The sequence below is a fragment of the Sphingomonas sp. Leaf33 genome (genome assembly GCF_001421785.1).
Classification (GTDB): domain Bacteria; phylum Pseudomonadota; class Alphaproteobacteria; order Sphingomonadales; family Sphingomonadaceae; genus Sphingomonas.
The window spans coordinates 1,488,243-1,500,277 of sequence record NZ_LMLB01000001.1 but is presented as its reverse complement, the minus strand read 5'-3'; the positions used below and the strand labels follow the sequence as shown (position 1 = coordinate 1,500,277).

Here is a 12,035-nt window from a genome sequence, read left to right as displayed (position 1 = left end):
GATGCCGATCCGCCTCATCTGCCTCGATGCCGACGACACGTTGTGGCACAATATGCGTCACTTCAACGCGACCGAAGCGGCTCTGTATGATCCGGTCGCGCCATTCGCGGATCGGCAGATCGCGAGCGAGACGCTGGCAGCGTGCGAGGCCCGCAACCTGAAGCTCTATGGCTACGGCGCCAAGGGTTTCACGCTATCGCTGATCGAAACCGCAGTCGAACTGGTCGGCGATCCCCTGCCCGCGGGGGTGATCGCCGACATCCTCGCGGCGGGCCGCGCGCTGCTGTCGCATCCGGTAGAGCTGTTCGACGGCATCGCCGATACGGTGGAGGCACTGGCCGAGCGCGGGCGCGTCGTGTTGGTGACCAAGGGCGACCTGCTGCACCAAGAGGCAAAGCTCGCCGCCTCCGGCCTGGGCGACCGGTTCCACGGCATCGAGATCGTCAGCGACAAGACAGTCGACACCTTTCGCCGCCTGTTTGCAAGGGAAGGCCTCCCGCCTGACGAAGCGGTGATGGCGGGCGATTCGCTGCGTTCCGACATCCACCCCGCGCTCGATGCCGGCGCATGGGCAGCTTACATTCCCCAACCCGGTGCCTGGAGCCACGAAACCGCTGGCGTGCCGAGCGATCATCCGCGATTTCGCCAGCTCGACCGGCTGGGCGACCTGCCGGCGTGGATCGATACGCTCTGAACACTCTCATCTGTTCCCGCGCAGGCGAGAACCCAGAGTTACGACGGACGTCGTTCCGGGCTGTCCGCTCCCGCCTGCGCGGGCGCACCGCGGACGCACTCCCCATCGCGCACCCCGCTGACACTCCCCGCCCCCAGCACGATCTTCGCGCGGCGAGAAAAGGTCAGCGCCTGCCACCGCCCGCTGTTGCCGGTCGCGGTGCGGCTGCGCAGGAAGGTAAGGTGCAGCAGGTCGAGCTGTTCCGGGTCGATTTGCCCCGTATCGATCAAGCAGCCCCAGCGCGTGACGTTCCACGCCCAGTCCTGCGACACGCCGTCCTGGTCGGCCGACTGGGCGAGGCCGCGATACCAGTCGAGCATCGCGTGCAACCGCGCGCGACGTTCGTCCTCGCCCATGCCGCTCAGCTTCGCGCGGACCCGGGCGACGTCCTCGTCCTTCGGGAAGCTCTTCTGCTGCACGCGCGTGTCGATTGCCCAGCGGACCTTTCGCGCGGTTATCGGCATGGCGGGGAACAGTCGCATCACTTCGCCGCGGACGTCGCCCAGCAGCGCGACATAGGTGTCGGTCTGGACCTGGAGCATCGCGTCGCTTTCGAACAGCGCGGTCAGTTCGGCGGCGAGCGTGGCGTTGATCCGGCCGTTCTCGTGCGCCGCCAGGATGCCGTTGCGGCACCGGTCGCCGACCGGTACCTTCAGGCAGTCCTTCGAAAAGAGCAGCCGGCCATAGGTCGGTCCGATCGCCTTTACCGCACGCTTGAACCGCCGCCGCGAATGGAAACTCTCGCGCCACGCCACCAGCAGCGGTTGCAGGCTGCCGGTGCCGTAATTCCACTGCGACATGCCGACGGAAATCAGCTGGCTGTCGAAATTGCCGACCGGCATCGCCCAGCAGCCCATCGTCTCCGGGATCGACGTGTCCCGCATCCGCGCGAAGATCTCCGCACGGTCGAGGCCGATCTGCGCCAACTCCGTCGCGCGATCGGGATCGATGCGGATGAAGGCGGGCTGGCCGGTGACGCTGGCAACGTCCCCGACCTCGCGGCACGGCGGTCGCGCAGGGGCCTGCGCAAAGACCGGCGTGGCAACCACCAACGCCGCAATCACCCCCGCCGTGCTCGCGCGCCGGCGGGGAAAGGTCACCACACCCGCACGCGCTGGTCGGGCGCCAGGTACAGCTTGTCGCCCGACTTGATCCCGAACGCGTCGTACCAGGCGTCGATGTTGCGCACGGTCAGCGCGCGATACTGGCCCGGCGCGTGGCCGTCGGTCGCGACGCGGGCGCGCAGCGATGCGTCGCGCATCTTCGTCGCCCAGGTCTGCGCGAACGCCAGGAAGAAGCGCTGGTCGCCGGTCATCCCGTCGATCACCGGCGCGGGCTTGCCGCCCAGCGACGCGTGATAGGCATCATAGGCCACCTGGAGGCCCGCGACGTCGGCGATGTTCTCGCCCAGCGTCAGCGTGCCGTTGACCGCCAGGTCCGGGAACGGGCGATACTGGTCGTACTGATCCGCCAGCGCCTTGCCCGCGGCATTGAAGCGCTGGAGGTCGGCGGGGGTCCACCAGTTGCGCAGCGTCCCCGATGCGTCGAACGCCGCGCCGTTGTTGTCGAAGCTGTGGCTGATCTCGTGGCCGATCACCGCCCCCACCGCGCCGTAATTATACGCCGGGTCGGCGGCGGGGTCGAAGAACGGCGGCTGCAGGATCGCGGCCGGGAAGTTCAGCGCATTCTGGACCGGCAGGTTGACCGCGTTGATCGTCTGCGGCGTCATCCACCACTCGCCGCGGTCGAGCGGCTTGCCGATCTTGGCGAGCTGGTGGCGATATTCCGCCCGCTCGCCGTTGACCGCGTTGGCATAGGCACCGGTCGGGCTGACGGTGTAGCCGGCATAGCTGCGCCACGTCTCCGGATAGCCCACCCCGACAACGATTCCGCGGACCTTCTTTAGCGCTTCGGCCTTGGTCGCCGGCGCCATCCAGTCGAGCTTCTGGACGCGCGCGGCGAACGCAGTTTTGATGTTGTCGACCATCGCCTGCACTTCGGACTTGGCGCTGGCCGGGAAATATTGCGCCGCATAGAGCTTGCCGACGTCGTCGCCCAGTTCGCGGTTCAGCGCAGCCAGCGCCCGCTTGGCACGCGGCTGCTGCTGCGGGGTGCCGCTCAGCGTCGTGCCGTAGAAGGCGAAATGCGCAGCATCGATCGCGGAGGGCAGCACGTCCGAATGCGCGTTGATTTGGTGGAACGCCAGCCAGTCCTTCCACGCCTCCAGCGGCTCGGACGCGACCAGCGCCGACAGGCCGGTGATCGCGCGGGCATGATACGCGCCGAAGGTGTTCTGCTTGGCAAGGTCCGCCCCAGCCAGGAACGCCGGCCAGTCGATCCCCGGCGCCTTTGCCGCCAGGTCTGCGCGCGACCAGACCGCGGCCGACTTGGTGAAATCCTCGCTCTCCTCGCGCGTCACATGCGCCTTGGCGATCTTCATCTCCAGGTCGAAGATTCGCTGCGCCTTGGCATCGGGGTCGGCGATACCCGCGGTCTTCAGCAGCTTGGCGATGTACGCGCGATACTGCGTCCGGATCTCCGCCATCTTCGGATCGGCCGACAGATAATATTCGCGTTCCGGCAGCCCCAGCCCGCCCTGAAGGATGTAAGGAATGACCTTGCCGGGCGTCGCCAGACCCTGCGTGACGAAGATGCCAAACAGGTTCTCGGTCTGGAAATTCGTCGCGTTCAGCGGATCGACATCGGCACGGATGGTCGTGCCGATCGCGCGCGACAGTGCCGCCTTGTCGCGGATGCCTGCGAACCGCGCCAGATCGGCGACGACCGGCTTCATGCCGGCGGCATCGATCGCGCGGGTGTCGGTATAGGCCTTGTAATAGTTCGCGATTCGGCCCTCGGGCGAACCCGGCTTGGGTGTCCCGCGGACGATCTGATCGACCATGCCGGTCGTCCGCTGCTCGGTCGTCGCGAAGGCTTCGTAGAACGATCCCGTGCTCGACCGGTCGGCCGGAATCTGCGTCGCCTTCTGCCAGCCGCCGTTGGCATAGAGGTAGAAGTCGTCGCCGGGCTTCACGCTCGCATCCATCGACGATCGCTCGACCCCGGCCTGGGGGCCGGTCTGCGGCGGCGACGCGGCGGTGGTGGCGAGGAGAGCGAGGACGATCAGCGAACGGCGCAGCATGGACGACTCCGGATATGATATGCCGCGCACGCTAGGCGCGTCGGTCGCCCTTCGCCAGACCTGCTTCCCATCGTTGCAACGGACCGCTACCCACGCGGCATGAGCGCACCCGTACTCGACACAAAAGCCTCGCCCGACAGCGACATCTTCCGCACCAATGCCGCGCACAACCGCGCGCTGGCCGGCCGTTTGCGCGCCGATGTCGCCGCGGCCGCGCGCGGGGGCAGCGACGCCAGCCGCGACCGCCACACCGCCCGCGGCAAGCTGTTGCCGCGCGACCGCGTCGAACGCCTGCTCGACCCCGGCTCGCCGTTCCTCGAGATCGGTCAGCTGACCGCGAACGGCCTGTACGGCGACGAAGTGCCCGGCGCCGGCATCATCGCCGGCATCGGCCGCGTGTCGGGCCGGCAAGTCATGATCGCCTGCAACGACGCGACCGTTAAGGGCGGCACCTATTACCCGCTGACCGTCAAGAAGCACCTGCGCGCGCAGGAAATCGCGCTCGAGAACAACCTGCCCTGCGTCTATCTGGTCGACTCCGGCGGCGCCAACCTGCCGCACCAGGCGGAGGTCTTCCCCGACCGCGAGCATTTCGGCCGCATCTTCTTCAACCAGGCGCAGATGAGCGCAAAGGGCATCCCCCAGATCGCCTGCGTCATGGGCAGCTGCACCGCCGGCGGCGCCTACGTTCCCGCGATGTCCGACGAAACGGTGATCGTCCGCAACCAGGGCACGATCTTCCTCGCCGGCCCACCGCTGGTGAAGGCGGCGACCGGCGAAGTCATCTCCGCTGAAGAACTGGGCGGCGCGGAGACGCATAGCCGCAAGTCGGGCGTGGTCGATCACGTCGCCGAGAACGACGACCACGCGCTGACCATCGTCCGCGACATCGTCTCGACCCTAGCCCCGCAGGTCGGCGCCGGCGTCAACCTGCGCGACCCGCGCGCGCCGAAATACGATCCGCAAGAGCTCTACGGCATCATCCCCCAGGACGTCCGCGCACCCTACGACGTGCACGAGGTCATCGCCCGCATCGTCGACGGCAGCGAGTTTCACGAATTCAAGGCGCTCTACGGCAGCTCGCTCGTGTGCGGCTTCGCCCATATCTGGGGGATGCCGGTCGCGATCCTCGCCAACAACGGCGTGCTGTTTTCGGAAAGCGCGCAAAAGGGCGCCCACTTCATCGAACTCGCCTGCCAGCGCAAAATCCCGCTGCTGTTCCTCCAGAATATCTCGGGCTTCATGGTCGGCGGCAAGTACGAGGCGGAGGGCATCGCCAAGCACGGCGCGAAGCTGGTCACCGCGGTCGCCACCGCCAGCGTGCCCAAGGTGACGGTGCTGATCGGCGGCAGCTTCGGCGCGGGCAACTACGGCATGTGCGGCCGGGCGTATTCGCCGCGGTTTCTGTTCACCTGGCCGAACAGCCGCATCTCCGTGATGGGCGGCGAACAGGCAGCATCCGTGCTGGCGACCGTCCACCGCGATGCGGAGAGCTGGGACGCCGATCAGGCCGAAGCCTTCAAGGCCCCGATCCGCCAGAAATACGAAGACGAAGGCAACCCCTGGCACGCGACCGCGCGGCTGTGGGACGACGGCATCATCGACCCGGCGCAGACGCGCGACGTCCTGGGCCTGGCGTTTGCCGCCACGCTGAACGCGCCGATCCCCGAGCGGCCGAGCTTCGGCATCTTCCGGATGTAAAGAATTCCTCCCCGAGCTCGTCTCGGGGAGGGGGACCATGCGCAGCATGGTGGAGGGGCAAGCGGGATGCTCAAGGACGAAGCACCAAAGCCGCAGCGAGGCACCGTCGCCAAGTGCCGCGCTCTCCGCCGCGAACTGACGCTCCCGGAAATCCTCCTCTGGCAAGCCCTCCGCCGCCGACCCGCCGGCCTGAAATTCCGTAAGCAGCACCCAAGCGGCCCGTTCATCCTCGACTTCTACTGCATCGACGCGAAGCTCGTCGTGGAAGTCGACGGCGAAGCGCATTCCCGCGATGACAGGCCGCAACGTGACAATGTGCGTGATGCATGGTTCGCCCGGTTCGGCCTGCACACGCTTCGTATCCCGGCCTCTTCCGTGCTGCACGACCTCGACGCGGTTGTCCGCGGTATCGTTACCCTCGCGCGCGACCGCCTGCCCCTCCACCACCCGGCTGCGCCGGGCGGTCCCCCTCCCCGAGACAAGCTCGGGGAGGAATGGTAAGGCTTCCCCATGCTCCTCCTCGTCCTCGCCCTCCAGGTCACCCCGGTCCAGCCCCTCCCCAAGGCCGTCCCCCTGCCCCCGCCCGACGCGGAGACCGCCGCCGTCCTCGCCCCCATCGACCGCCTGTTCGCCGCGGTCACCGCGAAGGACCGCGCCGCCATCCTCGCTCAGGTCCGCACCGATGGCCGCAACAGCGCGATCGTCGCGATGCCTGATGGCTCCAGCGAAGTCCGCACGCGCAGCTGGGCCGATTTCGCCGGTGGCCTGACCGATGGCCCCAGCCTGCTCCAGGAACGGCTGGTCAATCCGGTCGTCGATATTGACGGCAACCTCGCGATGGTCTGGTCCAGTTACATCTTCCGCGCCGACGGCCGCGTCACGCATTGCGGGACCGACCAGTTCACGATGGTCCGCGATGCTACGGGGTGGAAGGTGCAGCATCTGACCTACACCCAGCGCCAGACCGACTGCCCGACAGGCTGATTCCGTTTTCCTACAGCCGGGCGACGCGCTACGTCCGGCCCATGGAAATCTCACACGACAATTTTCAAATTTTTCCGCGCACATGGGCAAGCTTCGTGAAGTTCGGGACCGCGCGATGATCGGCTCGCTACTGATCGCCAACCGCGGCGAAATCGCCTGCCGCATCATCCGCACCGCCCGCGCGATGGGCGTGCGGACGGTCGCGGTCTATTCGGATGCCGACGCCAAAGCGCTGCACGTCCGTGAGGCGGACGACGCCGTCCACATCGGCCCCTCCCCGGCCCGCGAAAGCTACCTCGTCGGCGAGCGCATCATCGCCGCGGCGAAGCAGACTGGCGCGGAGGCAATTCATCCCGGCTACGGCTTCCTCAGTGAAAACGCCGACTTCGCGCAGGCCGTGATCGACGCCGGCCTGATCTGGGTTGGCCCGAAGCCCGACAGCATCCGCGCGATGGGCCTGAAGGATGCCGCCAAGGCCCGCATGATCGCCGCCGGCGTGCCGGTGACGCCAGGCTATCTGGGCGAGGATCAGAGTCCCGCACGATTGCAGGCCGAAGCCGATGCGATCGGCTACCCCGTGCTCATCAAGGCGGTCGCCGGCGGCGGCGGCAAGGGGATGCGCCGGGTCGAAAGCGCGGCCGACTTCGCCGACATGCTCGCCAGCTGCCAGCGCGAAGCCGCCTCGTCCTTCGGCGACGACCGCGTGCTTCTGGAGAAATACATTCTCTCCCCGCGCCATATCGAGGTGCAGGTCTTCGGTGACAGCCACGAAAACGTCGTCCACCTGTTCGAACGCGACTGCTCGCTCCAGCGCCGCCACCAGAAGGTGATCGAGGAAGCGCCTGCGCCGGGCATGGACGAGGCGACACGGGCGGACGTCTGCCAGGCCGCGGTCAACGCCGCACGCGCGGTCGATTACATCGGTGCTGGTACGATCGAATTCATCGCCGATGCGTCGGAGGGCCTGCGCGCCGATCGCATCTGGTTCATGGAAATGAACACGCGTCTCCAGGTCGAGCATCCGGTGACCGAGGAGATCACGGGCGTCGACCTGGTCGAATGGCAGCTGCGCGTGGCGAGCGGCGAACCGATCCCGAAGCGCCAGGACGAGCTCGTCATCGACGGCTGGGCGATCGAGGCGCGGCTCTATGCCGAGGATCCGGCGAAGGGGTTCCTGCCGAGCGTCGGGCGGCTCGAGGCCTTCGACCTGGGCGACACGGCACGGATCGAGACGGGCGTCGAGGAAGGCGCCGACGTGTCGCCCTTCTACGACCCGATGATCGCCAAGGTCATCACCTGGGGCGAAACCCGCGACGACGCGCGCGAACAATTGATCGACGCGCTCGACACAGCGGTCGTGTGGCCGATCCGCTCGAACGCCGGTTTTCTGGTGAAGGCGCTCGAACACCCCGCCTTCGTCACGGCCGACCTCGACACCGGCCTGATCGCCCGCGAGGGCGACGAACTGTTACCCGACGCGCTGCCCAGCGAGGACGCGCTGGCCGAGGCCGCCGGTCGCATTGTCGGCGAAACCGCGCTGTCGGGCTTCCGGCTGAACGCTGCGGCGAATCGCACCGTCCGCCTGCTGGTCGACGGCGAAGCGGTCGAGGTCGAGGTCGAGGCAGGCGCTGGCGGGGAGGACAGCGAGGACGACGGCCTGCTCCTCACCGAAGCCGGGCAGACCTGGTCCGTCACGCCCTTCCGCGCCGGCGGAATCGCCGCGGGCGGTGCGGCGGACGGCGCGATCCTGTCGCCGATGCCCGGCCGCATCACCGCGGTCGAGGTTACCGCCGGCCAGGCGGTGACGAAGGGCCAGAAGCTCGTCACGCTGGAAGCGATGAAGATGGAACACGGCCTGGTCGCCCCGTTCGACGGCACGGTCGCGGAGCTCGACGCCGAAGCCGGCCAGCAGGTCGCCGAGGGGCGGATGCTGGTCAGGATCGAGCGGGCCGAAGCGGCGTGACGCCTGCCCCCTCCCCGTTCGTGCTGACCTTGTCGACGCACCGTGCTCTGATACGCTCGTACACCGCTCGCTGCACGAAGTACGGTGCTTCGACAAGCTCAGCACGAACGGGGAATAGGCCGTACGCTCTTCACTACCACCGTCGTCCCCGCGCAGGCGGGGCCCCATCTCCCGGACCGTCCACTTGGCAAGTGCGTGAGATGGATCCCCGCCTTCGCGGCAATGACAAGATCGTGACTTGGCCCCGGTCCCTGTGATTCTCTCCATCCGCCCCGCCACCCTCGCCGACGTGCCCGCGATCGTCGCGCTGATGGCCGACGACCACAACGGCGCGACCCGCGAAGACCCGAGCCTCCCGCTCGACCCCGCCTATGACGCCGCGTTCCACCAGATCGCCGCCGACCCGCACCAGACCCTGGTCGTCGCCGAACAGGACGGCCGGATCGTCGGCACGCTGCAGGTTACGCTGATCCCCGGCCTCGCCTTCAAGGGCGCGCTGCGCGGCCAGATCGAATCGGTCCGCGTCGCCTCCGGCCTGCGTGGCCAGGGTCTCGGCAAGCAGCTGATCGACTGGGCGGTCGAGCATTGCCGCGCCGCCGGCTGTCGATTCGTCCAGCTGACATCGCAAGCGAACCGACGCGACGCGCACCGCTTCTACGAACGGCTCGGCTGGGACCAGAGCCACCTGGGCTTCAAACTGCATTTCGAAGGACAGCACTGATGGCCGGACGCCACTTCGACGAATGGCAGGTCGGCGACCGCATCGTCCACGACCTGCGCCGTACGGTGACCGAGACGGACAATCTGCTGTTCTCGACCATGACGCACAATCCGCAACCGCTGCACCTGGATGCGGAGGCGGCGAAGGCGTCGGAGTTCGGCCGCATCCTCGTCAACGGCACCTTCACCTTCGCGCTGATGGTCGGCGTATCGGTCGGCGATACGACGCTAGGCACGCTCGTCGCGAACCTCGGCTACGACAAGGTGGTGATGCCGCATCCGGTGTTCATCGGCGACACGCTGCGCGGCGAAACCGAGGTCGTCGAGTTGCGACCGTCCAGGTCGCGCCCTGGTCAGGGCATCGTCACCTTTCGCCACCGGATGCTCAACCAGCGCGATCAGGTGGTGTGCGAAGCCTTGCGCAGCGCGCTTCTGAAATCGCGTGGCTGATTTCGACGTCGTTATCGTCGGCGCGGGCGCGGCCGGGGTCGGTGCCGCGCGCCGGCTGGCGGGCAGCGGGCTGTCGGTCGCGATCGTCGAGGCGAGCGCGCGTGTCGGCGGCCGGGCGTGGACGCTGGGCGTCGCGGACTTGCCGCTCGATCTCGGCTGCGGCTGGCTCCATTCGGCGGAGCGCAACCCGTGGGTCGACATCGCCGAAAGCGCGGGCTTCGCGATCGACCGGAGCCCGACCAGCTGGGGCGAACAGTACCGCAACCTCGGCTTCCCGGCCGCCGACCGCAGAGCCGCGGGCGAGGCCTATGATGCGTTCGACCGAGCGTTGCGCGAGAAGCCGCCACGCAGCGACCGCGCCGCCGACGCCTTGCCTGCGGACGGCGAATGGAACGGCTTCATCGAGGCGTTGTCGGGTTACATCAACGGCGCCGGCCTTGGCACGCTCTCGGTCGAGGACTATCTCGCCTACGACGACGCCGCGAGCGAGGTGAACTGGCGGGTCCCCGCAGGCTATGGAACGCTCGTCTCCGCCAGCCTGCCGCCCGTCGCGCTCCACCTGTCCACGCCAGTCGAGCGGATCGCCGAGGATGGACCAGCGCTGAAACTCGTGACGCCCCGCGGCGACATCCGCGCGCGGTCGGTTATCGTCACCGTAGCGACCAATGTGCTGGCCAAGGGCGGCCTTCGACTACCCGCTGCGCTGGACGATCATGCCCATGCCGCGGCCTGCCTGCCGCTGGGTCTCGCCGACAAGCTGTTCCTCGCCTTCGACGACGCCGACGTGCCGCGCGACAGCCACCTGCTCGGCAAGCCGAAGAGCGCCTGCACCGGCAGCTATTACCTGCGCCCGTTCGGCCGCCCGGTGGTCGAGGTCTTCCTCGGCGGCGCCGGCGCGATGGCGCTGGAGGATGTCGGACTGGACGGCGCGGCGGCCTTTGCGATCGACGAAATGGCCGCCCTGCTGGGCAACGGCGTGCGCGGCAAGCTGCGCCTCATCGCCGGCTCCGCGTGGGCGCGGACCGATGGCTTCGGCGGCTCGTACAGCCATGCGCTGCCCGGCCATCACGCGGCGCGCGCGGCGCTCGCGACACCGTGGCAGGACCGGCTGTTCTTCGCTGGCGAGGCCTGTTCGCCGACCGATTTCTCCACCGCCCACGGCGCACTTGCCACCGGCATCGCCGCGGCCGACGCGGTGCTGGCTCAGCGAAACTCCATTTCGTCGTCGATCCGACCGTAGCGCAGCGTGCGCACGTCCTTCAGGTAATTCTGGTCGAGCCGCCACGGCGCACGCGTGCCCTGCTGCGGCAGGATATCCCTCGCGCGCTGGACATAGCCCGAGGTGAAGTCGAGAAAAGCCTCGCGCTCCACCGGCGCCCCCACCCGCGGCGTCGCCTGCCGCGCGCCCGTCGCCCCCATGTGCTTGAGCAGCCGGCAGACATAGGCGCTCGTCAGGTCGGCCTTCAGCGTCCACGACGCGTTGGTATAGCCGAACGCGATCGCCAGGTTGGGAATGTCGGAGAACATCATCCCCTTGTACGTCAGCGCCTTCGCCGGCTCGACCGTTCGCCCGTCGACCGTCAGCGCGATCCCGCCCAGCATCCGCAGCTTCAGCCCGGTCGCAGTGACGACGATGTCGGCGGGCAGCACCTTGCCCGAGGTCAGGCGGATGCCATCTTCCGTAAATGTCTCGATCGTATCGGTGACGACGCTGGCCTGTCCGGTCTTGATCGCTTCGAACAGGTCGCCGTCGGGTACCAGGCACAGTCGCTGGTCCCAGGGATCGTAGCGCGGTGTGAAGTGCCGGTCGATATCCGCCCCTTCGCCCAGGCGATCGCGCACCCAGCCGACCAGCCGCGTCTTCGCCGCCTCCCGGTGCTTGCGCATCTGGCGGTAGAAGAACTGCCCGAGCAGCACGTTCTTCCACCGCGTCAGCCGGTACGCGGCGCGATCCGGCAGCACGCGGCGCAGCGCATTGGCGAAAGCATCCTTGCCCGGCCGTGCGACGATGTACGTCGGCGAGCGCTGCAGCATCGTCACATGCGCCGCGGTCTTCGCGAGTTCAGGGACCAGCGTCACCGCCGTCGCCCCGCTGCCGATCACGACGACCCGCTTGTCCGTGTAATCGAGGTCTTCCGGCCAGAACTGCGGATGGACGATCCGCCCGCCGAACCGTTCGGCACCGGGAAAGACCGGGGCGTGGCCCTCGGCATAGTCATAATAGCCGGCACAGACGTAGAGGAAGTTGGCGCGGAAGATCGCCCGCTCTCTATCCCCACGCTCGACCGTCAGCGTCCATGCGGCGTCCGCGCTCGACCATTCGGCCGCAATCACGCGGTGGC

The 12,035-nt window shown here is 68.0% G+C and carries 11 protein-coding genes; 8 read left to right on the top strand and 3 right to left on the bottom strand.

What is annotated here, in order from left to right:
• Position 1: 1 nt before the first annotated feature.
• On the top strand, positions 2-694 hold the full coding sequence (locus ASE86_RS07440) for an HAD family hydrolase (RefSeq protein ID WP_056424129.1): 693 nt from the start codon (positions 2-4) through the stop codon (positions 692-694).
• 38 nt (positions 695-732) lie between these two features.
• Here the strand turns inward: ASE86_RS07440 and ASE86_RS07435 are convergent, their stop codons facing one another.
• Both ASE86_RS07435 and ASE86_RS07430 read right to left on the bottom strand, forming a co-directional pair.
• Positions 733-1,782: a hypothetical protein gene (locus tag ASE86_RS07435; RefSeq protein WP_156347060.1), complete on the bottom strand. Its 1,050-nt coding sequence runs from the start codon at positions 1,780-1,782 to the stop codon at positions 733-735.
• A 47-nt stretch (positions 1,783-1,829) separates the two neighbouring features.
• Entirely contained in the window at positions 1,830-3,875 is a 2,046-nt protein-coding gene (locus ASE86_RS07430; protein ID WP_056424126.1) for a M13 family metallopeptidase, read from the bottom strand.
• 99 nt (positions 3,876-3,974) lie between these two features.
• Between ASE86_RS07430 and ASE86_RS07425 the strand changes: the two genes are divergently transcribed.
• From ASE86_RS07425 to ASE86_RS07395, 7 genes are all read left to right on the top strand, one after another.
• The gene (locus ASE86_RS07425; protein WP_056424123.1) at positions 3,975-5,576 is read left to right on the top strand and encodes a carboxyl transferase domain-containing protein; all 1,602 of its coding nucleotides are present in this window, start codon (positions 3,975-3,977) and stop codon (positions 5,574-5,576) included.
• 66 nt (positions 5,577-5,642) lie between these two features.
• Positions 5,643-6,077, top strand: coding sequence for an endonuclease domain-containing protein (locus ASE86_RS07420; protein ID WP_056424121.1), 435 nt, complete (start codon positions 5,643-5,645; stop codon positions 6,075-6,077).
• A gap of 9 nt (positions 6,078-6,086) precedes the next feature.
• A complete protein-coding gene (locus ASE86_RS07415) occupies positions 6,087-6,560 on the top strand; it encodes a hypothetical protein (protein ID WP_056424118.1) in 474 nt (157 codons plus the stop codon).
• Between the two features lie 115 nt (positions 6,561-6,675).
• Positions 6,676-8,523 (top strand): acetyl/propionyl/methylcrotonyl-CoA carboxylase subunit alpha, encoded by a 1,848-nt coding sequence (locus ASE86_RS07410; protein ID WP_056426812.1) that lies wholly within the window; start codon positions 6,676-6,678, stop codon positions 8,521-8,523.
• Positions 8,524-8,761: 238 nt separating this feature from the next.
• Positions 8,762-9,244, top strand: a complete 483-nt coding sequence (locus tag ASE86_RS07405; RefSeq protein WP_235524018.1) for a GNAT family N-acetyltransferase — start codon at positions 8,762-8,764, stop codon at positions 9,242-9,244.
• Complete coding sequence (locus tag ASE86_RS07400) at positions 9,244-9,693, top strand: MaoC family dehydratase (protein ID WP_056424117.1); 450 nt, start codon at positions 9,244-9,246, stop codon at positions 9,691-9,693. The genes ASE86_RS07405 and ASE86_RS07400 overlap by 1 nt, the downstream gene beginning before the upstream one ends.
• Positions 9,686-10,933 (top strand): flavin monoamine oxidase family protein, encoded by a 1,248-nt coding sequence (locus ASE86_RS07395; protein WP_056424115.1) that lies wholly within the window; start codon positions 9,686-9,688, stop codon positions 10,931-10,933. Before ASE86_RS07400 ends, ASE86_RS07395 begins: the two co-directional genes overlap by 8 nt.
• Here the strand turns inward: ASE86_RS07395 and ASE86_RS07390 are convergent.
• Positions 10,897-12,035: flavin-containing monooxygenase (locus ASE86_RS07390; RefSeq protein ID WP_235524017.1), on the bottom strand; the 1,139-nt coding region annotated here is incomplete at its 5' end. The genes ASE86_RS07395 and ASE86_RS07390 overlap by 37 nt on opposite strands.

What these genes read in the sequence shown, in the direction of transcription:
- ASE86_RS07440 (WP_056424129.1), top strand. Translation starts at nt 2, where the DNA reads ATGCCGATCCGCCTCATCTGCCTCGATGCCGACGACACGTTGTGGCAC.
- ASE86_RS07430 (WP_056424126.1), bottom strand. Translation starts at nt 3,875, where the DNA reads ATGCTGCGCCGTTCGCTGATCGTCCTCGCTCTCCTCGCCACCACCGCC.
- ASE86_RS07425 (WP_056424123.1), top strand. Translation starts at nt 3,975, where the DNA reads ATGAGCGCACCCGTACTCGACACAAAAGCCTCGCCCGACAGCGACATC.
- ASE86_RS07420 (WP_056424121.1), top strand. Translation starts at nt 5,643, where the DNA reads ATGCTCAAGGACGAAGCACCAAAGCCGCAGCGAGGCACCGTCGCCAAG.
- ASE86_RS07415 (WP_056424118.1), top strand. Translation starts at nt 6,087, where the DNA reads ATGCTCCTCCTCGTCCTCGCCCTCCAGGTCACCCCGGTCCAGCCCCTC.
- ASE86_RS07410 (WP_056426812.1), top strand. Translation starts at nt 6,676, where the DNA reads ATGATCGGCTCGCTACTGATCGCCAACCGCGGCGAAATCGCCTGCCGC.
- ASE86_RS07400 (WP_056424117.1), top strand. Translation starts at nt 9,244, where the DNA reads ATGGCCGGACGCCACTTCGACGAATGGCAGGTCGGCGACCGCATCGTC.